This is a genomic window from Terrabacter sp. AAH1 (assembly GCF_054456855.1).
The window spans coordinates 272,512-296,641 of sequence record NZ_JBTJJV010000004.1; the positions used below are offsets into that span (position 1 = coordinate 272,512).

27 protein-coding genes and 1 tRNA gene are annotated in these 24,130 nt (G+C 71.9%); 14 read left to right on the forward strand and 14 right to left on the reverse strand.

Annotation, left to right across the window (positions count from 1 at the left end):
• Positions 1–51: 51 nt before the first annotated feature.
• Genes ACXR8F_RS09285 through glgC form a run of 3 tightly spaced genes read right to left on the reverse strand, consistent with a single transcriptional unit; the run spans position 52 to position 2,939 of the window.
• The gene (locus ACXR8F_RS09285) at positions 52–783 is read right to left on the reverse strand and encodes a ZIP family metal transporter (RefSeq protein WP_045188181.1); all 732 of its coding nucleotides are present in this window, start codon (positions 781–783) and stop codon (positions 52–54) included.
• 15 nt (positions 784–798) lie between these two features.
• Complete coding sequence (locus tag ACXR8F_RS09290; RefSeq protein ID WP_458799908.1) at positions 799–1,683, reverse strand: LLM class F420-dependent oxidoreductase; 885 nt, start codon at positions 1,681–1,683, stop codon at positions 799–801.
• The gene (gene glgC, locus ACXR8F_RS09295) at positions 1,680–2,939 is read right to left on the reverse strand and encodes a glucose-1-phosphate adenylyltransferase (protein WP_045188177.1); all 1,260 of its coding nucleotides are present in this window, start codon (positions 2,937–2,939) and stop codon (positions 1,680–1,682) included. The genes ACXR8F_RS09290 and glgC overlap by 4 nt, the downstream gene beginning before the upstream one ends.
• Positions 2,940–3,041: 102 nt before the next feature.
• On the opposite strand from glgC, the gene glgA reads away from it, so the two are divergent.
• Together glgA and ACXR8F_RS09305 are read left to right on the forward strand one after the other, a co-directional pair.
• Positions 3,042–4,244 carry a glycogen synthase gene (gene glgA / locus ACXR8F_RS09300; protein WP_458799911.1) on the forward strand — a complete coding sequence of 401 codons (1,203 nt, stop codon included), beginning with the start codon at positions 3,042–3,044 and terminating at the stop codon, positions 4,242–4,244.
• Entirely contained in the window at positions 4,244–5,176 is a 933-nt protein-coding gene (locus ACXR8F_RS09305; protein ID WP_458799913.1) for a phosphotransferase family protein, read from the forward strand. The genes glgA and ACXR8F_RS09305 overlap by 1 nt, the downstream gene beginning before the upstream one ends.
• Here ACXR8F_RS09305 and ACXR8F_RS09310 read toward each other — a convergent pair.
• Positions 5,166–5,915, reverse strand: a complete 750-nt coding sequence (locus ACXR8F_RS09310; RefSeq protein WP_458799915.1) for a PIG-L deacetylase family protein — start codon at positions 5,913–5,915, stop codon at positions 5,166–5,168. The genes ACXR8F_RS09305 and ACXR8F_RS09310 overlap by 11 nt on opposite strands.
• A gap of 53 nt (positions 5,916–5,968) precedes the next feature.
• On the opposite strand from ACXR8F_RS09310, the gene ACXR8F_RS09315 reads away from it, so the two are divergent.
• The gene (locus ACXR8F_RS09315; RefSeq protein WP_458799916.1) at positions 5,969–6,397 is read left to right on the forward strand and encodes a pilus assembly protein CpaE; all 429 of its coding nucleotides are present in this window, start codon (positions 5,969–5,971) and stop codon (positions 6,395–6,397) included.
• Here the strand turns inward: ACXR8F_RS09315 and ACXR8F_RS09320 are convergent.
• A complete protein-coding gene (locus tag ACXR8F_RS09320; RefSeq protein WP_458799918.1) occupies positions 6,394–7,158 on the reverse strand; it encodes a hypothetical protein in 765 nt (254 codons plus the stop codon). The two genes, ACXR8F_RS09315 and ACXR8F_RS09320, sit on opposite strands and share 4 nt — an antisense overlap.
• A 60-nt stretch (positions 7,159–7,218) precedes the next feature.
• Between ACXR8F_RS09320 and ACXR8F_RS09325 the strand changes: the two genes are divergently transcribed.
• The 5 genes from ACXR8F_RS09325 (at position 7,219) to ACXR8F_RS09345 (ending at position 11,593) form a co-directional block, all read left to right on the forward strand.
• Positions 7,219–8,004, forward strand: a complete 786-nt coding sequence (locus ACXR8F_RS09325; protein ID WP_045188167.1) for an ABC transporter ATP-binding protein — start codon at positions 7,219–7,221, stop codon at positions 8,002–8,004.
• Positions 8,005–8,121: 117 nt separating this feature from the next.
• Positions 8,122–8,583 (forward strand): NfeD family protein, encoded by a 462-nt coding sequence (locus ACXR8F_RS09330; RefSeq protein WP_045188164.1) that lies wholly within the window; start codon positions 8,122–8,124, stop codon positions 8,581–8,583.
• 80 nt (positions 8,584–8,663) lie between these two features.
• On the forward strand, positions 8,664–9,869 hold the full coding sequence (locus ACXR8F_RS09335) for an SPFH domain-containing protein (RefSeq protein ID WP_045188162.1): 1,206 nt from the start codon (positions 8,664–8,666) through the stop codon (positions 9,867–9,869).
• A gap of 61 nt (positions 9,870–9,930) precedes the next feature.
• Positions 9,931–10,701 (forward strand): sulfite exporter TauE/SafE family protein, encoded by a 771-nt coding sequence (locus tag ACXR8F_RS09340; RefSeq protein ID WP_045188160.1) that lies wholly within the window; start codon positions 9,931–9,933, stop codon positions 10,699–10,701.
• 82 nt (positions 10,702–10,783) lie between these two features.
• Positions 10,784–11,593, forward strand: coding sequence for a TrmH family RNA methyltransferase (locus tag ACXR8F_RS09345; RefSeq protein ID WP_045188158.1), 810 nt, complete (start codon positions 10,784–10,786; stop codon positions 11,591–11,593).
• An 18-nt stretch (positions 11,594–11,611) separates the two neighbouring features.
• Here the strand turns inward: ACXR8F_RS09345 and ACXR8F_RS09350 are convergent, their stop codons facing one another.
• The 5 genes from ACXR8F_RS09350 to ACXR8F_RS09370 form a co-directional block, all read right to left on the reverse strand.
• Complete coding sequence (locus ACXR8F_RS09350) at positions 11,612–11,989, reverse strand: DUF3037 domain-containing protein (RefSeq protein WP_458799921.1); 378 nt, start codon at positions 11,987–11,989, stop codon at positions 11,612–11,614.
• Complete coding sequence (locus ACXR8F_RS09355) at positions 11,986–12,756, reverse strand: HipA family kinase (RefSeq protein WP_458799922.1); 771 nt, start codon at positions 12,754–12,756, stop codon at positions 11,986–11,988. The genes ACXR8F_RS09350 and ACXR8F_RS09355 overlap by 4 nt, the downstream gene beginning before the upstream one ends.
• Positions 12,757–12,761: 5 nt before the next feature.
• Positions 12,762–14,030, reverse strand: a complete 1,269-nt coding sequence (locus tag ACXR8F_RS09360) for an MFS transporter (protein WP_045188152.1) — start codon at positions 14,028–14,030, stop codon at positions 12,762–12,764.
• Between the two features lie 69 nt (positions 14,031–14,099).
• Positions 14,100–14,627 (reverse strand): MarR family transcriptional regulator, encoded by a 528-nt coding sequence (locus tag ACXR8F_RS09365; RefSeq protein WP_458799924.1) that lies wholly within the window; start codon positions 14,625–14,627, stop codon positions 14,100–14,102.
• A 9-nt stretch (positions 14,628–14,636) separates the two neighbouring features.
• Positions 14,637–15,836, reverse strand: a complete 1,200-nt coding sequence (locus ACXR8F_RS09370) for a luciferase domain-containing protein (protein ID WP_458799926.1) — start codon at positions 15,834–15,836, stop codon at positions 14,637–14,639.
• A gap of 82 nt (positions 15,837–15,918) precedes the next feature.
• On the opposite strand from ACXR8F_RS09370, the gene ACXR8F_RS09375 reads away from it, so the two are divergent.
• On the forward strand, positions 15,919–16,425 hold the full coding sequence (locus tag ACXR8F_RS09375; RefSeq protein WP_458799928.1) for a MarR family winged helix-turn-helix transcriptional regulator: 507 nt from the start codon (positions 15,919–15,921) through the stop codon (positions 16,423–16,425).
• A gap of 92 nt (positions 16,426–16,517) precedes the next feature.
• Here the strand turns inward: ACXR8F_RS09375 and ACXR8F_RS09380 are convergent.
• Positions 16,518–16,604, reverse strand: a tRNA-Leu gene (locus tag ACXR8F_RS09380).
• 152 nt (positions 16,605–16,756) lie between these two features.
• Here ACXR8F_RS09380 and ACXR8F_RS09385 point away from each other — a divergent pair.
• Positions 16,757–18,100, forward strand: a complete 1,344-nt coding sequence (locus tag ACXR8F_RS09385) for a M20/M25/M40 family metallo-hydrolase (protein WP_458799930.1) — start codon at positions 16,757–16,759, stop codon at positions 18,098–18,100.
• A 24-nt stretch (positions 18,101–18,124) separates the two neighbouring features.
• Here the strand turns inward: ACXR8F_RS09385 and ACXR8F_RS09390 are convergent, their stop codons facing one another.
• Complete coding sequence (locus ACXR8F_RS09390; RefSeq protein ID WP_034770947.1) at positions 18,125–18,310, reverse strand: DUF5703 family protein; 186 nt, start codon at positions 18,308–18,310, stop codon at positions 18,125–18,127.
• Positions 18,311–18,489: 179 nt separating this feature from the next.
• On the opposite strand from ACXR8F_RS09390, the gene ACXR8F_RS09395 reads away from it, so the two are divergent.
• The gene (locus ACXR8F_RS09395) at positions 18,490–19,287 is read left to right on the forward strand and encodes an LppX_LprAFG lipoprotein (RefSeq protein WP_045188141.1); all 798 of its coding nucleotides are present in this window, start codon (positions 18,490–18,492) and stop codon (positions 19,285–19,287) included.
• A 162-nt stretch (positions 19,288–19,449) separates the two neighbouring features.
• Positions 19,450–19,926: a hypothetical protein gene (locus tag ACXR8F_RS09400; RefSeq protein WP_458799933.1), complete on the forward strand. Its 477-nt coding sequence runs from the start codon at positions 19,450–19,452 to the stop codon at positions 19,924–19,926.
• A gap of 9 nt (positions 19,927–19,935) precedes the next feature.
• On the opposite strand, the gene ACXR8F_RS09405 is transcribed toward ACXR8F_RS09400, so the two are convergent.
• Positions 19,936–20,871, reverse strand: coding sequence for an aldo/keto reductase (locus ACXR8F_RS09405; RefSeq protein WP_045188281.1), 936 nt, complete (start codon positions 20,869–20,871; stop codon positions 19,936–19,938).
• A 75-nt stretch (positions 20,872–20,946) separates the two neighbouring features.
• Here ACXR8F_RS09405 and ACXR8F_RS09410 point away from each other — a divergent pair, with 75 nt between their 5' ends.
• Positions 20,947–22,020: an LLM class F420-dependent oxidoreductase gene (locus ACXR8F_RS09410; protein ID WP_045188139.1), complete on the forward strand. Its 1,074-nt coding sequence runs from the start codon at positions 20,947–20,949 to the stop codon at positions 22,018–22,020.
• An 83-nt stretch (positions 22,021–22,103) separates the two neighbouring features.
• On the forward strand, positions 22,104–22,964 hold the full coding sequence (locus tag ACXR8F_RS09415; protein ID WP_045188137.1) for an undecaprenyl-diphosphate phosphatase: 861 nt from the start codon (positions 22,104–22,106) through the stop codon (positions 22,962–22,964).
• A gap of 67 nt (positions 22,965–23,031) precedes the next feature.
• On the opposite strand, the gene corA is transcribed toward ACXR8F_RS09415, so the two are convergent.
• Positions 23,032–24,033, reverse strand: a complete 1,002-nt coding sequence (gene corA, locus ACXR8F_RS09420) for a magnesium/cobalt transporter CorA (protein ID WP_045188134.1) — start codon at positions 24,031–24,033, stop codon at positions 23,032–23,034.
• Positions 24,034–24,130 lie beyond the last annotated feature (97 nt).

Here is a 24,130-nt window from a genome sequence, read left to right on the forward strand (position 1 = left end):
GCGCCACCTCGCCATCCGGCATACGGCGGCTCGGGCGTGGTGAGCGCCGTCTCAGCCGAGCGCGCTGAGCAGGAAGGCGAGGGCGAAGCCGATCATCGTGACGAGGCCCACGAGCCGGCCGGCGTGCTCGGTCGCCTCGGGGATCATCGTGTCGGCCAGCATCGTGATGATCGCCCCGGCGGCGAAGGTCTGGATGCCCGCCACGACCGCGGGCGAGGCGCCCTGCAGCAGCACGTAGCCGGCACCCGCGGCCAGTCCGGAGGCGAGGGTCACGGTGAGCCACAGCCGCAGCACCTGGCCGCTCGAGCGCCCGGCGCGCTTGAGCCCGGCACTCGCCGACATCGACTCGGGCACGTTGGAGAGGAAGACTGCCGCCACCATGGCGATGCCGACCTCGCCGCCGCTGAGGATGCTGACGCCGATGGCGGCCGACTCGGGTATGCCGTCGAGCAGCGCACCGAGGACGAGCGCCATCGCGCCCGCGCCCTGCTGCGGCGTGCCGGTCGGGCTCTTGCGCCGGTGGCCGCCGCGCCGGTCGATGAGCCAGTCGCCGACGAAGAAGACGAGCGACCCGCCCACGAGGCCGAGCACGACGGGCAGTGTGCCTCCTGACCGGAAGGCCTCCTCGGTCAGCTCGAAGGCCACAGCGCTGATGAGCACGCCCGAGCCGAAGGCCATGACGATGCCGATGACGCGGTTGGAGGCGTGCGCGTAGAGGCCGAGCAGGGCCCCGACGAGCAGGGCGGCCCCGCCCACCAGGCCCCAGAAGGTCGCGGTCAGCATGGCGGGTCCATACCCTCAGGCAGGCGCTGCGGTCGACCTCGCGCGTGTGGCGTTGACCTCGTCGCGCCACTGGAGCAGGTCTCGCACGCGCGCCAGGTCGGGGTGCGCGGCCGCGACGCTCGCCGTGAAGAGGCGGGTGCCGATGTCGTGGAGCTGCTGCGCGTTGCCGGCGTAGTCGCCGGACTGGTCGGGGTTGCGTCCCGGCACGAAGGCGACCCCCGCCGACCGCTCGATCTCGAGCGGGTCGCGGCCGCGGCGCGCGCACCACTCGTCGAGCACGCGGTGCTTGTGGGCGATCTCGGCAGGTCCGCCGAAGCCGTGCCAGATCGATGCGTGCTCGGCGACGATGCGCAGCGTCTTCTTCTCGCCGCCGCCGCCGATGAGGATGGGGATGTCGCGCGTGGGAGGCGGGTTGAGCCTGGCCCAGCGGTCGCGGATGATCGGCAGGTCACGGGCCAGGTTGTCGAGCCGACCACCGGCGGTGCCGAACTCGTAGCCGTACTCGTCGTAGTCGAGCTGCTTCCAGCCCGAGCCGATGCCGAGGATCAGCCGTCCCTCGCTCATGTGGTCGACCGTGCGGGCCATGTCGGCGAGCAGGCTCGGGTTGCGGTAGCTGTTGCACGTCACGAGGGCGCCGATCTCGACGCGCTCAGTCGACTCGGCCCATGCGCCGAGCATCGTCCAGCACTCGAAGTGCAGGCCGCCGGGGTCGCCGCTGAGGGGGAAGAAGTGGTCCCAGTTGAGGAGGACGTCGACGCCCATCTCCTCGAGCGTCGCGGCCGTGCTGCGGATCTGCGCCCACGTCGCGTGCTGCGGCGGGATCTGGATGCCGACCCGCGCCGGTCGGGCGTCGACGGAGCTCGCGGGCGCTGCCGGCGCCTCGTCGGTCGCCGGGGTCACCGGGTGACGACCTGGCCCTTGCCGACGACGACGATCCCGGTGTCGGTGACGTGGAAGCCCCGTGCCCGGTCGTACTCGTGGTCGATGCCGATCTGGCAGCCCTCGGGGATGACGACGTTCTTGTCGATGATCGCGCGGCGGATCTGTGCGTGCCTCTGCACCTGGACGCCGTCGAGCAGCACCGACCCCTGGATGCTCGCGTAGGAGTGGACGTGCACGAGCGGCGACAGCACCGACGCGTAGATGTGGGCGCCGGAGACGACGACGCCGGGGGAGACCGCCGAGTTGAGCGCCTCACCGATGCGGTCACCGCTGCCGTGCACGAACTTCGCCGGCGGGTAGGGGCTGTGCTGCGTGTAGATCGGCCACTCGTAGTTGTAGAGGTTGAAGACCGGGTGGATCGAGATGAGGTCCATGTGGGCGTCGTAGTAGGACTCGATGGTGCCGACGTCACGCCAGTAGCCGCGGTCGCGGTCGGTCGCCCCGGGCACCTCGTTGTCCTTGAAGTCGTAGACGCCGGCCTCGCCCCGCGAGACGAAGTAGGGCACGATGTCGCCGCCCATGTCGTGGTTGGAGTCCGCGTCGTCGTGGTCGGCCGTCACCGCGGCCTCGAGGGCGTCGGCGGTGAAGACGTAGTTGCCCATCGAGGCCAGCACCTCGGCGGGGTTGTCGGGCAGGCCCTTCGGGTCGCTGGGCTTCTCGAGGAACGCGGCGATCTTCGACGGGTCGGCGTCGTCGACCTCGATGACCCCGAACTGGTTGGCGAGCGAGATCGGCTGCCGGATCGCGGCGACCGTGCACGCGGCGCCCGACTCGATGTGCTGCTCGACCATGGCGCTGAAGTCCATGCGGTAGACGTGGTCGGCGCCGACGACGACGACGATGTCGGGCCGCTCGTCGTGCATGAGGTTGAGGCTCTGGTAGATCGCGTCGGCGCTGCCGAGGTACCAGTTCTTGTCGACGCGCTGCTGCGCCGGCACCGTCGTGACGTAGTTGCCGAGGAGCGTCGACATGCGCCACGTCTTGGTGACGTGGGCGTCGAGGCTGTGCGACTTGTACTGCGTCAGCACGACGACCTGGAGGTAGCCGGAGTTGACGACGTTCGACAGGGCGAGGTCGATGAGGCGGTAGATGCCGGCGAACGGCACCGCTGGTTTGGCCCGGTCGGCGGTGAGCGGCATCAACCGCTTGCCCTCACCCCCGGCGAGCACGATCGCAAGAACCTTCGGACCAGCGGCTGGGCTTCGTCGGGCCATGCTCGCCACCCTAGGGCAGGCTCCGGCGCCTCGACAGGTTCAGCACGCAAGATCGCCAGAGCTTTTCGCTCTCTGGGATTGCGACGGCACTAGGGTCGAGGTGTGCGCCTCGACATCCTCAGCAAGGAGTACCCGCCCGCCATCTACGGAGGCGCCGGCGTCCACGTGGCCGAGCTCGTCCGGGCGCTGCGGGCCCGCGGCGACATCGACGTGCAGGTGCGCTGCTTCGGCGCGCCGCGCGACGAGGCCGGCACGACGGCATACGCCGACCTCACCGAGCTGGCGAGCAGCAACGCAGCCATGCAGACGCTCGGCGTCGACGTCGCCATGGCCGGCGACTGCGTTGGCGCCGACCTCGTGCACTCCCACACGTGGTACGCCAACATGGCCGGGCACCTCGCGTCGCTCCTCGGAGGTATGCCGCACGTCGTGACCGCGCACTCGCTCGAGCCGATGCGGCCCTGGAAGGCCGAGCAGCTCGGTGGCGGCTACCGCGTGTCGTCGTGGGCCGAGCGCACCGCCTACGAGTCGGCCGCCGGTGTCGTTGCCGTCAGCGCGGGCATGCGTGACGACATCCTGCGCAGCTACCCGTCGCTCGACCCGTCGCGAGTCCACGTGGTGCACAACGGGATCGACGCGCAGCTGTGGCAGGCCGACCGCTCACCCGAGGCCGCCGACATCGTCCGCAAGCACGGCCTCGACCCCGACAAGCGGTCGGTCGTCTTCGTCGGGCGCATCACCCGCCAGAAGGGCCTGCCCTACCTGCTCCGGGCCTGCGCCCAGCTGCCACCGGACGTCCAGATCGTGCTCTGCGCCGGCGCGCCCGACACCCCCGAGATCCTGGCGGAGGTCGAGAGGCTGATGAACGAGCTGCGGGCCCAGCGCGAGGGTGTCATGTGGATCCCCGACATGCTGCCGCGCAACGAGGTCGTCGCCCTGCTGAGCCACGGCACCGTCTTCGCGTGCCCCTCGGTCTACGAGCCGCTCGGCATCGTCAACCTCGAGGCCATGGCGTGCGAGCTCGCGGTGGTGGCCACCGCGACCGGTGGCATCCCCGAGGTCGTCGTGGACGGCGAGACCGGCTGGCTCGTGCCCATCGAGCAGGTGACCGACGGCACCGGAACCCCGGTCGACCCCGACCGGTTCGTCTCCGACCTGGCTGCGGCCCTCACCGACGCGGTGTCCGACGTCGACCGGGCGCGCGCCTTCGGGCAGGCCGGCCGCGCACGAGCGGTCGACTCCTTCTCGTGGGCGTCGATCGGTGACCGCACCCTCGAGGTCTACCGGGCAGTCCTCGGCGGCTGATGCCGGCAGGCTTCACCGCACGATCCGACTGGGCCGATGCCCCACGATCGCTGGTCCGCGCGGTCGAGCGAGTCCTGGACGCGCCGATCGTCGGGGTCGAGGCCGTCCACGGCGGCATGGCGCCCGGGCCGGCGGCGGTCCTGGCGTTGGGTGACGGACGCCAGGTCTTCGCGAAAGCCGTTGCAGCCCAACAGAGTGCGAAGGCGCACGGGCTCTACACGCGCGAGATCGAGGTGCTCGCACGAGTCCCCGACGACGTGCCGCACGCCCGTCTCCTGGCGCACGTCGTGCACGGCGACTGGGTCGTCATCGTGACCGAGGCCGCGTCGGGGAGGGCCGTGGGGCCGCCGTGGCGGTCGCAGCACCTCGCCGCGGCCACCGGGGCGGTGGCCGTCCTCGCCACGCACACCGACGTGCACGGATTCCCGCCGGCGGTCGACCGCCTCCCCGCGCTCGACGGCTGGGAGCTCCTCGCCGAGCGTCCGGATGCCGGCGAGGTGCTCGACCCCTGGGAACGGGAGCACCTCGGCCCGCTCGTCGCCATGAGCCGCGGCTGGCGCACCTGGACCGCGGGCCCGCACGCGGTCCACCTCGACGTCCGGTGCGACAACGTCGTGGAGCACGACGAGGGCGTCTGGCTCGTCGACTGGGCGCATGCGGCGATCGGAGCGCCGTGGCTCGACACGGCCTGCCTGGCCGCCGACGTCGTGTCCTGCGGGCATGTCGGGGGAGACGCGGTGGCCCTGCGGGCCGCCAAGGGGATCCTCTCCGGACTGCCGTACGAGGCAACACGATTCGTCGTCGCGATGACCGGCATGTTCCGGCACAACTCGCTGCGCGACCCGGTCCCGTCCGCTCCGACCATGCGCGCCTGGCAGGCCCGGCGGGCCCGCGCCCTGCGCCCGCTGGTCGAGGCGCTCGTCACCCGATGAGGCGTCCCGCCAGGGAGTAGGTCGCCCCGGTCACCTCGGCCGGACCTCCGAGGATCATCTGCAGCAGGTCCCGCGGCTTCGGGTAGTCCGGGCCGAGCGCGGCGAGGTAGGCGTCGTGGGCCTCGAGCGAGGCGACGGCGGCCTCGAAGTGGTCGGACGTGTCGACGAAGTGGGTCGGCTCGGGATCCGCGGTGACGAAGAGCTGCTTGACCTGCCACGGCTCGTGCGCCTCGTCGAGCAGGTCGGGAAAGATCCACCGGTTGCCCGCGTCGGCCTTCGCGTCCACGGTGGCGAGCCCGACCGCGCGGTGGTCGGCCTGGTTGACGAACCCGCCGGGGAAGTGGTCGGCGTACGTCGTCGAGACCACGAGGTCGGGGCGCCGGATGCGGATCTCGCGGGCGATCGCGCGCCGGAGCGGCAGCCCGTACTCGACGACGCCGTCGGTGAAGCCGTCGAGGAACTCCACGACGTCGACCCCGACCCGGGCCGCCCCCTCGCGCTCCTCGCCCTCGCGCAGCGGCCCGGCTTCCGCCGGCGCCATGGTGTCGATGCCGGCCTCGCCGCGGGTGACGAGCAGGTAGGTCACCGTCTTGCCGGCCCGCACCCACTTGTCGACCGCGGCGGCCGTGCCGTACTCGAGGTCGTCGGGATGCGCGACGACGCAGAGCACGGTGTCGAAGCTCGTCTCGTCGAGGGGGGTCAGGCGGGGGCGCTCGGTCTTCTCGCTCTGGTCGGTCACGGGACAAATCTAGGGTTTCTTGGCCCGTGACCGGCCGGATGTGACGATGGAGCATGCTGACCATCGAACTCGCCCGACGGCTCACCGACGCCGGCCTCGTCTGGCAGCCCAGCTCGGGCGACCGTTTCGTCGTCCCGGTGAGCGGCATGGAGGAGGACGTCTTCGTCATCAGCGAGATCACCGTCGACGTGCACCACTTCAAGACGGGCGACGTCATCGGCTTCAACGGCACGACCGAGTGGGCGCTCGACAGCGTCGAGCAGGACAAGGTCGTGTGGCTGCCCCGCGAGGACCAGCTGCGTGACCTGCTCGGCGACGCGTTCGTCTCGCTGGAGCGCCTCGAGGGCGGGTATGCCGTCACGATCCGCGGGGCACACGACGACCTCGAGCGCCACGTCGACATCGACGCCGAGCGCGCCTACGCGCGCGCAGTGACGGCCGTCCTCGGCTCGTCGGCACCGGACGAGGAGCAGTCCGCCTAGGCGGGACGCCAGCCGGCGATCGTCATGACCGCGACGTTGGTCGCGTCGGCGAGCGCCGAGTCGGCGTCGGCCGCGAGGCTGCGCAGGAGCATCCCCCGGCCCGCCGCAGTGTCGGCGTCCAGCCCGCTCGAGCCGAGCGACGTCAGGCCTGCCGTCCGGTGCGCCAGGCGTGACAGGTTGGCGGCGAGGGCCATGATGCGCAGGGCGCGGCCGGGGGTCGCGGGCGGGATGCCCCAGAGCGCGGTGTCGAGGTCGGCCTGCGCCTCGGCGCGGGCCTCGTCGCCCCACGGGTGGCCACCGACCTGCTCGAAGCGGGCGGTGTGCTCGCGCAGCCGATGCATCAGCTCGCGCTCGACGTCTCGCAGGTCGAGCATCTCCATGCGGTGCCGGGGCACGGGGTCGGCCTCGTAGGCCGTCCAGTCCGCGCGGACGCCGATGTCGCCCTCGGGTCCGAACTCCGACAGCGTGGGCACGAGCACACCACCGATGCCGGCGACGAAGACGCACTCGCCGGCGTCGGCGGCGTGGGCGGTCGCGGCCGCCGAGCCACGCGGCATACGGCTGAGGTCGCCCGGCCGGGGGAGCGCGACGAAGAGTGCCTGCTCGCCGAGGTCGCGCCAGACGTCGAGCCGGGCCAGGTCACCGGCCACGTGGTCGAGGTCGGGGAAGGCCCGGGTCAGCGCCTCCGACGTCGTCGGACCTCCGTGCCACGACGCCGTGACCCACAGGGCGAGGCGGACGGAGGCAGGCAGCTCGGGCACGTCGTCATCGTAGGGGTGCGCCGCACCGGTGCCCGGTGACCGTGTCATAGGGTCTGGTCCATGAGTGACGTCCTCGCCTTCGCCGGAGTCACCGTTCGCCGCGGTGCGACGACGCTGCTCGACGACGTCACCTGGGAGGTGGAGGAGGGCGAGCGCTGGGTCGTGCTGGGCGCCAACGGTGCCGGCAAGACGACGCTGCTGCAGATCGCCGCCGCCCGCATGCACCCGACGTCCGGCGTCGCCGGCATTCTCGGCGAGGTCCTCGGCGCGGTCGACGTCTTCGAGCTGCGGCCTCGCGTCGGGCTCGCGAGCTCGTCGATGGCCGAGCGCATCCCGCCGTCGGAGCTCGTCGGCAACGTCGTCGTCACCGCCTCCTACGGCATCATCGGCCGCTGGCGCGAGACGTACGACCACATGGACTACGTGCGCGCGATGGAGCTGCTCAAGGCGCTCGGCGCCGACCACCTCGCAGACCGGGCGTTCGGCACCCTCAGCGAGGGGGAGCGCAAGCGCGTGCAGATCGCGCGAGCGCTGATGACCGACCCCGAGCTCATGCTGCTCGACGAGCCGGCCGCAGGTCTCGACCTCGGTGGCCGCGAGGACCTCGTGCGCCGGCTCGGTGACCTCGCCGCCGACACCGAGGCGCCGGCGATGGTGCTCGTCACCCACCACGTCGAGGAGATCCCACCGTCGTTCACCGACGTGCTGATGATCCGCGACGGCAAGGTCGTGGCCGCCGGACCCATTCCGCTCACCCTCACGGCCGAGAACCTCAGCGCCACCTTCGGGTTGCCGCTTGTGCTCGAGCAGCACGGTGAGCGCTGGTCGGCTCGCGCCGAGTCCTGATCGCAACCCGCGACCGCCCGCGATTCGTAGGTCCTCGAAGGGAACTGAGGCAGAATCGAGAGCGTCACAGGTGTGACGCACGAGACGTCGGTGTCTTCACGGTGCCGGCTCGACGATATGGGGCTACTGGTGTTCGAGGGCTACGCGTGGCTGGTCTGGCTGGGGGTGGCGCTCGTCCTCGTCGCCATCGAGGCCGCGACCGTCGACTTCACCTTCCTCATGCTGGCCGGCGGCGCGGTGGGCGGCTCGGTCGCTGCCGCGTTCGGTGCCCCGCCCGTCGTGCAGGCGGTCGTCGCGGCCCTGGTCGCGGTCGCCCTGCTCGCCATCGTGCGTCCCTGGTTGGTGAAACGCTTTCAGGCCAACACCCCACAGCAGCTCATGGGCGCGGCCGCCAACATCGGCCGGTCGGCGGTCGCCCTCGACCGCGTCAGCCCTGCGGGCGGCACGGTCAAGCTCGCCGGCGAGACCTGGTCGGCCCGCACCCTCGGCGACAGCATCGAGCCGGGTGAAGAGGTGGTCGTCGACTCGATCGACGGCGCCACCGCCGTCGTCAGCCGCGCTCGCCTCGTCGGCGAGTGAGACCGACGAACCGTCCGGGCCGCCCGGTCCGGACGCCCAGACCACGCGTCCTCGGGGGCGCACAGAGCAGGGAGTAGTCCGTGGACCCGGTACTCATCATCCCGATCCTCATCGTGATCGTGGCCATCGTCGTGGTGCTGCGCACGGTGCGCATCGTGCCGCAGCAGACGGCACAGATCGTCGAGCGGCTCGGCAGCTACAACAAGACCCTCACGGCCGGCATCCACTTCCTGGTGCCGTTCGTCGACAAGGTCCGGGCGAACATCGACCTCCGTGAGCAGGTCGTGTCGTTCCCGCCCCAGCCCGTCATCACCTCCGACAACCTCGTCGTGAGCATCGACACCGTCATCTACTACTCCGTCATCGACGCCAAGGCGGCCGTCTACGAGATCGCCAACTTCATCCAGGGCATCGAGCAGCTGACGGTCACGACCCTCCGCAACGTCATCGGCTCTCTCGACCTCGAGCAGACGCTGACGAGCCGCGACCAGATCAACGGCCAGCTGCGCGGAGTCCTCGACGAGGCCACCGGCAAGTGGGGCATCCGCGTCAACCGTGTCGAGCTCAAGGCCATCGACCCGCCCCACTCGGTGCAGGACTCGATGGAGAAGCAGATGCGCGCCGAGCGCGACCGTCGCGCGGCCATCCTCACCGCCGAGGGCGTCAAGCAGTCGGCCATCCTCACCGCCGAGGGTGAGAAGCAGAGCCAGATCCTGCGCGCCGAGGGTTCCGCCCAGGCGCGCATCCTCGAGGCCCAGGGCCAGGCCCGCGCCATCCAGCAGGTCTTCTCGGCCATCCACCGCGGCAAGCCGACCCAGAAGCTGCTCGCCTACCAGTACCTCCAGGTGCTGCCGCAGCTCGCGCGCGGCGACAGCAACAAGATGTGGATCGTCCCCTCCGAGCTGACCGACGCCCTCAAGGGCATCGGCAACGCCCTCGGTGGCACCGAGCCGCGGCAGGGCGACGACGACGAGCCGTGGGTGCCGACGACGGACGCCGAGGAGGACGCCTTCGCCGAGACGATCCTCGAGGACTCCGCCAAGGCCCTCGCCGAGGCCCGCGGCCAGGCGGCTGCCGCCAGCGCCGAGTCGACCGAGCACGCCGCCCCCATCGGTCGGCAGCAGCCTCCGGTCCGCCCCGGCGGAGCCGACGTCCCGCCGCCGCCAGCAGCAGCCCCGCCGACGCCCGGAGCCCTGCCGCCGGCGCCGCCTGCGTCGCCGCCGGCCGACATCGCGGCCCCCGAGGACCTTCCGGGGTCCAGCCCCGAGCCGCCCACCCAGCGCTGACCCCGGCGCTCCACGGAGTGCCACCACGGCGACCCCCGGTCACCCTCTGTAGGGTGGCCGGGTGTCGTTCTGGTCCGCCGTCGCCATCACTCTCGCGGGCACCGGGGCGGGACTGATCAACACGATCGTCGGCTCGGGGACGCTCATCACCTTCCCGACCCTGCTGTTCTTCGGGGTCAACCCGCTCGTCGCCAACGTGTCCAACAACATCGGGCTCGTCGCAGGCGGCATCACGGGCTCCTGGGGCTACCGGCACGAGCTCGGTGGCCAGGCCCCGACGCTGCGCCGCCTCATGCCCCTGTCGTTCGTCGGCTCCGTGGTCGGGGCCGGGCTGCTGCTCGTGCTGCCGGCGACCGCGTTCCGCGCGATCGTGCCGGTGCTCATCCTCGTCGCCCTCGTGCTCGTGCTGGCCGGTCCACGCATCCAGGCCCGGGCGCACCCCGAGGGGGTGGACACCCGTCCGCCGGCCTGGCACGCCCCGGCCATCGGGGTCGGCGTCTTCGTCGCCGGCGTCTACGGCGGCTACTTCGGCGCGGCCCAGGGCGTCCTGCTCATGGGCCTGTTCAGCGCCCTCAGCCTCGAGCCGCTGCAGCGGCTCAACGGCTACAAGAACGTGCTGTCGCTCATCGTGAACTTCGTGGCCGCAACGGTGTTCGTCATCTTCGCCCGTGACCACATCGACTGGCTGGTCGTCCTGCTCATCGCCGTCGGCGCCTTCGTCGGCGGCATCATCGGCGCCCGGGTGGGGCGACGCATCCCGCCCAACGCGCTGCGTGCGCTGATCATCACGATCGGCCTCGTCGCCGTGGTCAAGCTCGTCTGGTTCCCCTGACCATCCGCCACGGCCACGGCGCGACCGGGGCCTGCACCCGCCGGTGACGGCGCCCCCTCGTGACGGCACTAGCCTGACGGGCGTGCCGATCGAGATCACCGACCCCGCCGACCCCCGGCTCGCCGACTACGTCGCCCTGACCGACGTCGTGCTGCGGCGGCGCACCGAGCCCGAGCGGGGCCTCTACATCGCCGAGAGCCAGAAGGTGATCCGCAGGGCCCTGCGGGCGGGGCACCGGCCGCGGTCCTACCTCATGGCGCGGCGCTGGCTCGACGACCTGGCGGACATCGTCGCCGACGCGGAGGCGCAGGGCATCCCGGTCTACTTCGGCGAGCACGACGTCATCGAGCAGCTGACCGGCTTCCACCTCCACCGTGGCGCCCTGGCCGCCATGCAGCGCCCCGTCCTGCCCGACGTCGAGTCTCTGCTCGCCGGTGCGCGACGTGTCGTCGTGCTGGAGGACGTCGTCGACCACACGAACGTCGGAGCGATCTTCCGGAGCGCCGCCGCCCTCGGCGTCGACGCCGTGCTCATCACCCCGCGATGCGCCGACCCGCTCTACCGCCGCTCGATCCGGGTGTCGATGGGCACCGTGTTCCAGGTGCCGTGGACGCGCATCGACCCGTGGCCGGGCGGCCTCGACCTGCTCAAGAAGGCCGGCCTCACGGTGGTGGCCATGGCCCTCACCGACGACTCCGTCTCACTCGACGAGCTCGAGGCCCATCCGCCCGAGCGGGTCGCGCTGGTGCTCGGCACCGAGGGCGACGGGCTCTCGCGTCACACGGTGCAGGGTGCCGACGTCACGGTGCGCATCCCGATGGCCGGCGGCGTCGACTCGCTGAACGTCGCGGCCGCGAGCGCCGTGGCGATGTGGGCCCTGCGGGCTCGCTGAGCCGAGTCCCGTTCGGGCTCAGGCGCGCACGAGCCGGTCGAGCAGCCGCTGCAGCTCCACCGCCGGGTCCTCGCACAGACCGCCGTGCACGGGGCCCGGCTGCACCACGGTCGATCGCGGGGCGATGATCCAGCCGAAGCGCTGGCCCTGCTTGTCGAGCGTCGGCAGGCCGCGTCCGGTCTCGCCGCGGCAGACGGCACGCACCCGGTCGAGCATCGAGCGGACGCCGTCGAGGTCGCACGTCGGGCACAGGGCCGCGGCCCGCGACTCGTCGATCTCCCAGGCGGCGTCGAGGAACCCGGTGTCCTGCGAGTAGAGGACGACTCCGACGTTGATGAACTCCTCGCGGTCGACGCGGGGGACGAGGCGGAGCAGGACGTACTGGTACGCGTTCACGCCGCGACCCCCGACGGCACCCACGCGAGGGGCCCGTCCAGGCGCGCACGCAGCATCCGGGCGTATGCCGCCCGCACCGCGTCCGGGTCGGCGAGGTAGGGCGTCGGCTCGAGCCACTCGTCGGGCACCTCGGCGATGACCGCCGCGAGGGCGGCGGGGTCGAGCCGGGCCGCCAGCTCGTCGTGCCTGCGCGCGACGTCACCGGCGACGTCGCGCAGCACGTGCTTGCTCGCGTCGAAGGGCTGCGCCGCGAAGCGCTCGGGCGACGGCTCCTTGCCGGGCCACGAGTGGTGGAAGTAGAGGGCCGCACCGTGGTCGATGGCCCAGGTGCGCCCGTGCCAGACCAGCAGGTTGGGGTTGGCCCACGTGCGGTCGACGTTCGCCGTCAGCGCGTCGAGCCAGATGACCCGCTCGGCGAGGTCGGCGTCGGGCGGGCGCGAGCCGTCGTAGCCGAGAGAGCCGGGCAGGAAGTCGACGCCGAGGTTGGTGCCGACCGAGGCGGTGAGCAGGTCCTGGACCTCCTCGTCGGCCTCGTAGCGGGCGATGCGCGGGTCGAGCCGGACGACGGCGAGGTCGGGCACCGGCACCTCGAGCAGCCGGGCGATGCCGGCGACGAGCACCTCGGCCACGAGCACCTTGAGGCCCTGCCCGGCACCCCGGAACTTGAGCACGTAGGTGCCGTCGTCGCTGGCCTCGACGATGCCGGGGAGCGAGCCGCCCTCCTTGAGCGGCGTCACGTAGCGGGTGGCGGTCAGCTCGGGCAGCACGCCGGTCAGCCTAGTGGCCGCTCGAGGTCGAGCACGGAGGCCCGGGCCCAGAGCCGGCCGAGGAGCATCGCGGCGACGCCGTAGAGGCAGGCGAATGCGATGAGCGGCCACCAGGCCAGGCCGGTGGACGGCAGCACCAGGGCGCCGAGCGCCGCGGCGGCCACCATGCCCGCGTTGTAGACGACGTCGTACGCCGAGAAGGCGCGGCCCAGCAGGTGGTCGTCGACGTGCGCCTGCATGAGCGAGTCGACGGTGATCTTGACGCACTGCGACGTGAAGGCGACGACGAAGGCGACGACGACGATGCTCCACGGGCTGAGGAAGGGACCCAGCACGGCGCAGACGAGGGCGCCGAGCGCGAGCATGCGGGCGGCATACGGCACGGCGGTGAGGCGCGGGGCCAGCCACGGGGTGACGAACGCGGCCGAGGCGAAACCGACGGCGGAGGCGCCGGCGGCGATGCCGAAGCCGAGGGCGCCGCGACCCTGCTCGAACGGGCCGCGGAAGAGCAGCAGCGTCTGCAGCAGCAGGAAGCCGAACGGCAGGCGCGTCAGGAAGACGAGCACGAGCAGCAGGCGAGCCTTGCGCGGCAGCGTGCGCACGGCTTCGACGAGGCCGCTCACCACCGAGCGGGTGATGTGCCCGACCGAGGGCGCCCCGCTCGTGTCGTCGGGCCCGATGAACGGCAGACGGGTCGCCGCCCACGCGGCCACGACCACACCCACCGCGGCGAGCAGCACGTCGAGGACGTCGCTGCCTCCAGCGGCACGCAGGCCCGTGCCGACACCGCCACCGAGGAGGTACGCGAGTGAACCGCACGTCGGGGCAACGGAGTTCGCGCTCACGAGCGACGAACGGGGCACGACGTGCGGCATGGCCGAGCCGAGGCCGGCGAGGATGAAGCGGTTGACGGAGAAGACGACGAGGACCAGGACGAAGAAGGCCGGCCCCGTCTCCGCTCCCGTGACCAAGCCGGTCACTCCCAGGATGGCCGCGGCTCGCACGAGCTGGCTGACGACGAGGACGCGGCGACGTGGCCAGCGGTCGAGGAGCACACCGACGAAGGGCCCGAGCGCGCTGTAGGGAAGGAGCACGAGGGCGAACGCCACCGCGATGCCCTGGGCGTCGGCGGCCTTCTCGGGGTTGAACAGCACGTGGCTCGCGAGCGCCACCTGGAAGATGCCGTCGCTGAAGGAGGAGGTGACGCGTGCGACGAACAGGCGTCGGAACCCTCGGCCCCGGAGCAGGGTCCACAGGGCACGCAGGAAGGTCACGCGGCACAGACTAGGGCCCGGCGGCCCCGGGTCGTCCGAGGGCCGCTGCCGCGCGCGGCGGTCGCCTCGTCAGGCGCTGCCGTCGAGCACGGCCTGCTGGGCGCCGAGCGCGAGCGGGGCATGGGACCTCGGGGCGTCGGGGAGCCGGGCGGCCACCTCGGCGATGAGGGGGAGGGCGTCGGCGATGCGTGTGCGGGCCGAGGCGTCCAGCGACTCGAGCGCCGAGGCCATCGCGTGGGCGCGCTGGTCGCGCCACAGCTCGACGGCCGCTCGCGCGTGGGCCGTCAGGTGCAGCCGGGCGACGCGTCGGTCGCGGTCGTCACGCTCGCGCACGACCACGTCAAGCGCCACGAGCTGGCCGACCAGCGTCGAGACGGTGTTCGGGGCGAGCCCCAGGGCGGCGGCGGCATCGGCCACGGCCACCCCGGGGTTGCGGCGGATCACGCGGACCAGCTCGAGCTGGGCGCCGGAGAGGTTGAGCTCGGGCAAGGGCGCGCCGACGAGCCGGCGCGAGCGGCGGCGCACCAGGCCCAGGACGTCGTAGAGGTCGTCGGCGAGCGTGTGGGAGGGGCTCTGGCTGCGGTGCGGCTGGCTCACCCCGCCAGACTAGTTCGCCGACGCGGCCCGCTCAGGAAGTGACGCCGATTCGGTGTCTCGTGCACCGGACGCGTACGCGTGGCTGGCGGCCACGATCCCGGCCACGACCTCGAGCTCGGCGGCGTCGCGGGGGCCGAAGACCATGACGAAGCCCGGCGTCAGGCGACCACCGGCCCACGGGTGGGGCGTGCCCCAGCCGTGCGCGACGAGGTCCGCCGCCTGTGCCGCGGGCAGGGCGAGGTGGAGCGAGCCGTCGTACGCCGGGTGCAGGTGGGCGAACTCGCGGACCTCGGGGACGAGGAACGCCTGGTCAGGACCCGCCCCCTGCTCGAGCAGGAGTCCCCGGGCGCCCGGCACGGAGATGCGGGACGGCCCCGAGGTGACGTCGGCGAAGGCGCTGATGCGCGCGTAGAGCTGCTCCTGCAGCTCGGCCGGAGCGTTGTCGGACTGCTGCTGCTGGGGGATGGACCACGCGACGTCGGGTCGTGAGCCGGCGCGGTGGGGGAGGGAGCCGCCCGCGACGGTGGGCCAGGCGACGTCCGCCGGGACCCCGACCGGCACCGACCCCCGCTGGAGCACGTGCGAGAGACGGGCCTGCACCCACTCGGACAGCTGTCGCAGCGACGTCGGGGTGATCCCGTGGCCGCCGGGGTCGCGGTGCGCCCACGTGGGAGCCCCCGACTCGCCGAGCAGGTAGGTCCAGGTGCGGTCGAGCAGCTCGCGCGGGATGACGTGGTCGGCGTCGCCCTGGGCGACGAACATCGGCAGGTTGGCGAGCCGCCACGGCGTGACCGGCACTCCGGCGTCGAACGGCAGGGTGCCGTAGAGGATGGCCGCCCCGGCGTAGCGAGCGGGGTCGGCGAGCACGAGGCCCCCGGCGAAGGCGGCGCCGCCGCTGAAGCCGGCGAGCAGGACGGGGCGTCCGGCCGGCGCCACGTCGTCGAGCCACGTCCGGAACCAGGACATCGTGTCGGCAAGGGACTCGGCGACCGGCCGGCCGATGCCCCGGTTGGCGAACCACGCGTAGCCGCCGCCCTCGGCGATCGGGGCGCGCACCGCCGCGTAGGTCGCGCCACGAGGCAGGTGTGCCGCGAGCGAGATGATCTCGCGCTCGTGGGAGCCACGCCCGTGCAGCAGGACCACCAGCGGTGCGTCGGGGTCGTCGCTCCCGGCGTACGCGACGGCGGGTGGGGCGAACGACGTGCTCATGGGGACCTCTCGACGGTAGTTGCGTGTTCAACCACGATGGCATGACTTGGTTGTAGCGTCAACTAAAGCGTAGGATGGTCTCATGGACACGAGATGGCTCGACGACGACGAGCGCGCGGCATGGCTCAGGCTGATGGCGGTGGTGGAGCTGCTCCCCGGGGCGCTCGACACCCAGCTGCGCCGCGACTCCGGCCTCTCGCACTTCGAGTACTTCGTCCTCGCGATGCTCTCCGAGGCCCCGGACCGGACCCTGCGCATGACCCAGCTCGGGCGCCTCACCAACGCCACGCTCACGCGTCTGTCGCACGTGTCGCGGCGCCTCGACGAGCGCGGGCTCATCGAGCGCTTCCAGTGCCCCGAGGACGGGCGAGCGACGAACGCCAGGCTCACCGAGAAGGGGTGGGAGACCGTCGTGCAGGCGGCTCCGGGCCACGTCGACAGGGTCCGTGCGACGGTGCTCGACGCCCTGACGCCCGAGCAGGTCGGCCAGCTGCGCGCCATCGCCGACGCCGTGCTGCCGCGGCTCGACCCCGAGCGGCGTCTCGCCGTGCTCTACGACGACAGCGCTCCGGCCGACGTCGCCTCCTGACGACTCGCGTCACGACGCGCTGACGCCGGCACTGCGTCCGAACGAGAGAGGCCCCCGGGCTCCTGACGTGCAGGAACCCGAGGGCCTTTCGTTGGTGTCGAGGGGGGGACTTGAACCCCCACGCCCGTTAAGGGCACTAGCACCTCAAGCTAGCGCGTCTGCCATTCCGCCACCCCGACAAGGTGTGCAAGGGGCTCGTGGGATTCCCTTGCGGCGAGGCGAAACGTTAGCACGGGGCCACCCGAAAAGACCAAACGGCCCCGGCCGGCGCCCGCCGCTGCGGGACGGGCCGCACCCGCGGGTCCCGAGGAGGCGGCATACGCTGGCTCGCATGAGCCACGACGACGCCGACCGCCCCTCGCCGACCACGCTCGCACCGGAGGACGAGGTCGTCCGCATCTGCGCCGAGCTCATCCGCATCGACTCGTCGAACTACGGCGACGGGTCGGGCCCGGGGGAGCGCAAGGCTGCCGAGTACGTCATGGGCGAGCTCGCCGAGGTCGGCCTCGAGGGGACGCTGCTCGAGAGCGAGCCGGGCCGGGCCACGGTCGTCGTGCGGCTCGACGGCGAGGACGGCTCGCGCCCCGGCCTCGCCGTGCACGGCCACCTCGACGTCGTGCCGGCCAACGCCGCCGACTGGCAGGTCGACCCCTTCGCCGCCGAGGAGCGCGACGGCTGCATCTGGGGTCGCGGCGCCGTCGACATGAAGGACATGGACGCGATGATCCTCGCGAACATCCGCCACTTCGCCCGCACCGGCACCAAGCCCGCCCGCGACACGACGTTCGTCTTCTTCGCCGACGAGGAGGCCGGCGGCACGCTCGGCAGCCACTGGCTCGTCGACCACCACCCGCAGTGGTTCGACGGCGTCACCGAGGCCGTCAGCGAGGTCGGCGGCTACAGCGTCACGGTGCCGACGCCGCAGGGCGAGCAGCGCGCGTACCTGCTGCAGACCGCCGAGAAGGGCATCGCCTGGCTGCGTCTGCACGCCCACGGCCGCGCCGGGCACGGCTCGGTGCCCAACGACGAGAACGCCATCGTGCGGCTCGCGGCGGCCGTCGGACGCATCGCCGCCCACGAGTGGCCGCGCGAGTACATCGCGTCGGTGCGCGAGCTGCTCGACACGCTCGGCGCCATGACCGGCATCCCGGCCACCGACGACCTCGAGCCGCTGCTGGGGACTCTCGGCGGCGCGCAGGGCTTCGTGCGCGGCACGCTGCGCGACACGGCCAACGTCACGATGCTCGAGTCGGGCTACAAGCACAACGTCATCCCGCAGACCGCCTCTGCCGCCGTCGACTGCCGGTTCCTGCCGGGTCACGAGGAGTCGCTCATGGCGACGATCCGCCAGCTCGCGGGCGAGCACGTGGAGATCGAGGTCGTGCATCGCGACGTCGCCCTCGAGGCACCCTTCTCCGGCGACCTCGTCGAGGCGATGAAGCAGTCGCTGCTGCGCGAGGACCCCTCGGCCGCGGTGCTGCCCTACTGCCTCTCGGGCGGCACCGACAACAAGGCCCTCGGCCGTCTCGGCATCAACGGCTACGGCTTCGCGCCGCTGCGGCTGCCCGCCGACCTCGACTTCGCGCCGATGTTCCACGGCATCGACGAGCGCGTGCCCGTCGACTCGCTGCGCTTCGGCGCGCGGGTGCTCGGTGACTTCCTGCGCACCTGCTGAGAGGTTCGCGGCGGCCCGCCCGGGTCAGGCCGTGCGCTCGACGCGCATGATGCGCCGGCGCAGCCACATCCGGCGCACGCCGCCCTCGTAGATCACGGTGCGGGACAGCTCCCAACGGCCGTACTCGGCGTGCTCGCGCACCGCCTGCCGCGCCTGGGCCTTGGACGTGTGGCGGTCGAACGTCAGGACCCGGTACTCGTACTCCGTCATCGCGGCCATTCTGACACCAACCGTGATCCCAACGAGACCGTATGCCGTGTGTCGCGGTCAGCGTGCCGCGATACCGTCGCTGGGTCATCCGAGGTCGCCGACGTCCCTCGACGCCGGTCACGGCGCGGGGGAACCGCCGGGCCGGGCCCGGCGTCAAGGGGCCCAGGAGGTCAACACACATGAAGTGGAACATCCGCCGCACCGCGGCAGCAGTCATCGTCCTTCCCGCCGTCCTCGGTGTCGCTGCCTGCGGCAAGAGCGACTCCCCGGCGCCGGCCACCGGCCAGACGGCCAGCCAGTCGTCGAGCGCCCCGACCAGCGACGCCCCCGCCGCCGGGCAGCCCTACAAGGACAAGGCCTCGTTCGTCGCCGCCATGAAGGCCGCCGGCAAGAACGCCACGACCGCCCACGTCACGATGGACATGGACGCCGCCGGCCAGAAGATCGCCATCACGGGTGACACGAAGATCGACGCCGCCAACCCGGCGATGAAGATGTCCATGGACATGGGCCCGTCGATGAAGCTCGACATGATCCTCGTCGACAAGAAGATCTTCATGAAGGGCTTCCCCGGCCTCGCCGCCGGCAAGTGGGCCGTCATCGACAGCAGCTCGACGATGGGCAAGCAGCTCGCCGAGTCGCTCAACCAGGCCGACCCGACGAAGATGTACGACCAGTTCGGCGCGGCCGTCACCGACGTCAAGTACGTCGGAGAGGACACCGTCGACGGCGACAAGGCCTTCAAGTACGACCTGGTGCTCGACACCAAGGCCATGCAGGCCCAGCTGCCGAGCAGCCAGCAGACCAAGCTGCCCGACACCATCACCTACACCGCGTGGCTCGACGAGAAGGACCAGCTGCGCAAGGTCACCTTCGACCTGATGGGCGTCAAGGCCAACATGACGATGGGCAAGTACGGCGAGCCCGTCGACATCAAGGCCCCGGCCGCCGCCGACACGGTCAAGGCGCCGCTCTGACCCTCGGGCACCAGCGGGGGTGAACGCCCCCCAACACCCGGTGACGGTCCCGCAGCGAGCGAGTCTCGCTGCGGGACCGTCTGCGTCCCGGCGAGGTCCGAGGGTGGTTTTGACCGCTCGGAATCACTGCCCTCCGTGCTCCGGGTCGACTACCGTCGAGGCATGACAGTGGATCCCCGCTCCGCCCTCGAGCAGCTGGTCGCCGCCCTGGAACGACACTACGAGGCCGCCAACGCGAGCCGGGACCCCGACCACCCCATGGTGATGGCTGCCGCCCAGGACCTCGCCGAGGCCTTCGACGACTACGACGAGGCGCTCTACGAGGCCACCGAGGTCGCGACGCCGCTCGCGATCTACGGCGACGACTTCGACGGCCACGAGGACGAGGACGGCACCGAGGGCCGCGTCTACGCCGGGCTCGACTCGGACGACTACGACGACGATGACGACGACGACGAGGACGACGACGAGGACGACGACCTCGACGACGATGACGACGACGATGACGACGACGACCTGGACGACGAGCTGGACGACGACCTCGAAGACGACGACTACGAGGACGAGGATGACGACGAGGACGACGTCGACGATGACGACGACGTCGAGGTCAGCAACGGGGCCGGTGCCCGCGCCTGAGCGCCGGCCCTAGGCCGACACGTCGTCGAGAGCTTCGACGATCTCGTCCGGGAGCACCAGCTCGAGGCTCGCGAGCGACGAGCGCAGCTGCGCGGCGGTGCGCGCCCCCACGATCGGCGCCGCGACACCCGGCCGGTCACGCACCCACGCGAGCGCCACCTCGCCGGGCTTCGCGCCCAGTCCGCGCGCGGCCATCGCCACGGCCTCGGCCACCCGTGCCGACTGCTCGCCGAGGAAGCGCTCGGCGAAGCCCGGGAAGTCGACCGACGCCGCCCGCGACCCCGATGGGATGCCGTTGCGGTACTTGCCCGTCAGCACGCCCCGGCCCAGCGGCGACCAGGGGAGCAGCCCGAAGCCCAGAGCGGTGGCCGCCTGGCTCACCTCGTGCTCGGCGGTGCGGCACACCAGGGAGTACTCGATCTCGTTGGCCACCAGAGGGATTCGCGCGGATTCGAGCAGGCTGAAGGCTCGCGCGGACTGCCAGCCGGAGTAGTTGGACACGCCGACGTAGCGGGCACGCCCGGAGGACGCCGCCCACTCGAGGGCCGACAGCGTCTCCGAGAGTGGCACGTCGTCCGACCACGTGTGCACGAGCCAGAGGTCGACGTGGTCGGTGCCCAGCCGTCGCAGCGAGGTCTCGAGCTGGGACATGAGCCCGCGCCGCGACACGTCGACGTGACGCTCGCCGCGCGCGCGTGAGATGCCGGCCTTGGTGCAGATGACGAGGTCGTCGCGCGGCACCGCGGTGTCGATCAGCGCTCCGAGGATCGTCTCGGCGTCGCCGCCCCCGTAGCCGTATGCCGTGTCGACGAGGTTGCCCCCGGCCTCGGCGAACGCACGCAGGTGGTCACCGGCCTCGTGCCGGTCGACCGCGTTGCCCCAGAGCATGGTCCCGAGGGCGAGGGGGGTGACCGAGAGACCGGACGAGCCGAGACGCCTGCGCATGCACGGAACGGTAGTGGGCGACACCGCGATCCCGCCGTCCGGCACGGCCGGCGCCACGCCGATAGCCTGCCCAGCATGAGGATCGGTGTGAACCTTGGCTACTGGGGGCGCGGCACGACGGGCGCCGACCAGGTGGCCGTGGCCCAGGCGGCGGACCGGCTCGGCTACGACAGCGTGTGGGTGGCGGAGGCGTACGGCTCGGACAGCCCGTCGATGCTGGCGTGGATCGGCGCCCTGACCGAGCACGTCGGCCTCGGCTCGGCGGTCATGCAGATCCCCGCTCGCACGCCGGCGATGACGGCCATGACGGCGGCGACCATCGACACGATGTCCGGAGGCCGGTTCCGTCTGGGGCTCGGCGTCTCCGGGCCGCAGGTCAGTGAGGGATGGCACGGCGTGCCCTTCCGCAGCCCGCTCGGGCGCACGCGCGACTACGTCGAGATCGTGCGGGCGGCCCTGCGCCGCGACACCGTCACCCACGCGGGACCCCACTACCCCCTGCCGCTGCCCGGGGGGCCGGGCAAGGCGCTCAAGCTGTCGGCGCGGCCCGTGCGGCCCGACGTCCCCGTCTACCTCGCGGCGGTGGGGCCCAAGAACCTCGAGCTGACCGGCGAGATCGCCGACGGCTGGCTGGCGATCTTCTTCAGCCCCGAGCACGCCACCGACCTGCTGGCGACGCTCGCGAAGGGTCGGCGTACGGGAGGGCGCGGGACCGGCGCCGACCCGATGGCCGGCTTCGACGTCGTCGCCACCACCCCGGTGGTGCTCGTCGACGACGTCGAGGAGGCGGCGAACCACGTGCGCGACTACTGCGCCCTCTACATCGGCGGCATGGGCTCGCGCGAGCAGAACTTCTACAACCAGCTGGCGTGCCGGATGGGGTTCGAGGACGCCGCGGCGCGCATCCAGGACCTCTACCTCGCCGGCCGGCACCGCGAGGCCGCGGCCGCGGTGCCGCTCGAGTTCATCGACGAGACGGCCCTGCTCGGCTCTCCGGCGCGCGTCGCGCAGCGCATCGGCCGCTACGAGCGGGCCGGCGTGACGACCCTGGCCGTCGCCGTCGGTGGGGGGATGACGCGCGACCAGGCGGTCGCCACGCTCCACGCCGTCGCAGAGGTCGCTGGTCTTCCCAGCGAACGCACTGGATAGGGTGCGACATTGTGCCGCGCGGCCGCCGGACCCGTTGGGGGCGGCCCGACCTGTCCCTCTGCGCAGAAGGTTCTCCCTGACCCATGGCTGACCTCAGCTACCTCGACGCCGTCATCCTCGGCGTCGTCGAAGGCCTGACCGAGTACCTCCCCGTGTCCTCCACGGGACACCTGACCATCACGGAGCAGCTGCTCGGGCTCAGGGTCGACGACCTGGCCGTGACGGCCTACACCGCCGTCATCCAGCTCGGCGCCATCGCGGCCACGCTGCTCTACTTCTTCCGCGACATCATCCGTTTCGCGGTCGCGTGGTTCCGGGGGCTTGGCAGCGCCGAGGCCCGCAAGGACCCCGACTACGGACTGGCCTGGGCGGTCATCATCGGCTCGATCCCCGTCGGCATCGTCGGCTTCGTGGCGCGCGACCTCATCTCCGGGGCCCTGCGGAGCCTGTGGGTCGTCGCTGCGGCGCTCGTGCTGTGGAGCGTCGTCATGGTGGTCGCCGAACGCATCCACACCCGCTACGAGTCCCGCGGCGTCGTGCGCGGCGAGCACTCGGTGCGCCCCGTCGACGGTCTCGTCATCGGCCTCGTGCAGTGCTTCTCGCTGATCCCCGGCGTCTCGCGCTCCGGTGCCACCATCTCCGCGGGCCTGGCACGCGGCATCGACCGCGTCACCGCGACCCGACTCAGCTTCTTCCTCGCGATCCCCGCGCTCACGGCGGCCGGCCTCTTCCAGGCGGTCGAGGAGAAGGACGGCCTCAAGGCGCTCGGCACCGGACCTGTCCTCGTCGGGCTCGTCGTCGCCTTCATCGTCGCGTACGCCTCGATCGCGTGGCTGCTCAAGTTCGTCGCGAGCAACAGCCTGCTGCCGTTCGTCTGGTACCGCGTGGCGCTCGGTCTGCTCCTCGTCGTGGGTCTGGCCACGACGGTCATCTCCGCCACCTGACCGGCCGTCGCGACACCGACCACCTCTTCGACGCCTCCACCCGGGCACACGGGTGGGGGCGTCGTCGCTAGAGCCAGCCCGAGCGCTTGAACGCCCGGTAGAGGCCGACGCACGCGGCGGCCATCACGGCCAGCACGAGGAAGTAGCCGTACTGGAACTCCGAGTCGCCGACGTGGATGCTCGCCGTCAGCTCGGGCATGTGCTCGAAGTTCATGCCGTAGATGCCGGCGATCATCGTCGGCACGGCCGCGATGGCGACCCACGCGGAGATGCGCCGCATGTCCTCGTTCTGCTTGACCGACACACTGGCCAGGTGGGCCGAGAGCACGTCGGTGAGCAGCCGGTCGTAGGACTCGACGTGGTCGTTGACGAGCCGCAGGTGGTCGGCGACGTCGCGGAAGAACGGCAGGATCTCGGCCGACAGCATGCCGCCGCGCCCGCGCTCCATGAACTGCGTGAGCGTGTCGGCGAGCGGCTGGCTGGCGCGGCGGAACTCGAGCACCTCACGCTTGAGCCGGTAGATCGTGTTCGCGTCGCCACCCTCGTTCGAGGCGAAGACCTGCTCCTCGATGCGCTCGAGGTCCTTGCGCACCTCGCGGTCGACGACGAGGTAGTTGTCGACGACCGAGTCCATCACGGCGTGCAGCACCGTCAGTGAGCCGTGGCCGAGGCGTTCCGGCTCGGTCTCGAGACGCTGGCGCACGCCGGCGAGCGGGTTGCCCTCGCCGTGCCGCACGGTCACGACGAACCGGTCGCCGATGAAGAGCATCACCTCGCCGGTCTCGATGTCGCTCGTCGCCTCGATGTAGCGCAGCGTCTTCAGCACGACGAAGACCGACGACTCGTACTTCTCGATCTTGGCGCGCTGGTGGCCGTTGACGGCGTCCTCGACCGCGAGCGGGTGCAGGTGCAGCTCCTCGTTGACGAGGGCGAACTCGTCGTCCGTGGGGTCCTTGAGCCCGATCCAGAGGAAGCCGTCCTGGGTCAGGCGCAGCACGTCGAGCTCGTCGCTGAGGTCGCCGCAGCCCTGCCGCCGGCCGTTGCGGTAGATGGCTTTGTCCACGATCACAGCCCTATGTGACCACGGCTCGCTGGGAGCGTCGGTGAGGTGGACGTCGACGCGGCCGTATGCCGGTCGGCCCGGCTGTCGCGTCTAGGCTGGCGCT

What these genes read in the sequence shown, in the direction of transcription:
- ACXR8F_RS09390 (WP_034770947.1), bottom strand. Translation starts at nt 18,310, where the DNA reads ATGACGGAGTACGAGTACCGGGTCCTGACGTTCGACCGCCACACGTCC.
- ACXR8F_RS09285 (WP_045188181.1), bottom strand. Translation starts at nt 783, where the DNA reads ATGCTGACCGCGACCTTCTGGGGCCTGGTGGGCGGGGCCGCCCTGCTC.
- ACXR8F_RS09400 (WP_458799933.1), top strand. Translation starts at nt 19,450, where the DNA reads ATGACAGTGGATCCCCGCTCCGCCCTCGAGCAGCTGGTCGCCGCCCTG.
- ACXR8F_RS09370 (WP_458799926.1), bottom strand. Translation starts at nt 15,836, where the DNA reads ATGAGCACGTCGTTCGCCCCACCCGCCGTCGCGTACGCCGGGAGCGAC.
- glgC (WP_045188177.1), bottom strand. Translation starts at nt 2,939, where the DNA reads ATGGCCCGACGAAGCCCAGCCGCTGGTCCGAAGGTTCTTGCGATCGTG.
- ACXR8F_RS09415 (WP_045188137.1), top strand. Translation starts at nt 22,104, where the DNA reads ATGGCTGACCTCAGCTACCTCGACGCCGTCATCCTCGGCGTCGTCGAA.
- ACXR8F_RS09385 (WP_458799930.1), top strand. Translation starts at nt 16,757, where the DNA reads ATGAGCCACGACGACGCCGACCGCCCCTCGCCGACCACGCTCGCACCG.
- ACXR8F_RS09395 (WP_045188141.1), top strand. Translation starts at nt 18,490, where the DNA reads ATGAAGTGGAACATCCGCCGCACCGCGGCAGCAGTCATCGTCCTTCCC.
- ACXR8F_RS09410 (WP_045188139.1), top strand. Translation starts at nt 20,947, where the DNA reads ATGAGGATCGGTGTGAACCTTGGCTACTGGGGGCGCGGCACGACGGGC.
- ACXR8F_RS09330 (WP_045188164.1), top strand. Translation starts at nt 8,122, where the DNA reads ATGGGGCTACTGGTGTTCGAGGGCTACGCGTGGCTGGTCTGGCTGGGG.
- ACXR8F_RS09305 (WP_458799913.1), top strand. Translation starts at nt 4,244, where the DNA reads ATGCCGGCAGGCTTCACCGCACGATCCGACTGGGCCGATGCCCCACGA.
- ACXR8F_RS09315 (WP_458799916.1), top strand. Translation starts at nt 5,969, where the DNA reads ATGCTGACCATCGAACTCGCCCGACGGCTCACCGACGCCGGCCTCGTC.
- ACXR8F_RS09325 (WP_045188167.1), top strand. Translation starts at nt 7,219, where the DNA reads ATGAGTGACGTCCTCGCCTTCGCCGGAGTCACCGTTCGCCGCGGTGCG.
- ACXR8F_RS09375 (WP_458799928.1), top strand. Translation starts at nt 15,919, where the DNA reads ATGGACACGAGATGGCTCGACGACGACGAGCGCGCGGCATGGCTCAGG.
- ACXR8F_RS09405 (WP_045188281.1), bottom strand. Translation starts at nt 20,871, where the DNA reads ATGCGCAGGCGTCTCGGCTCGTCCGGTCTCTCGGTCACCCCCCTCGCC.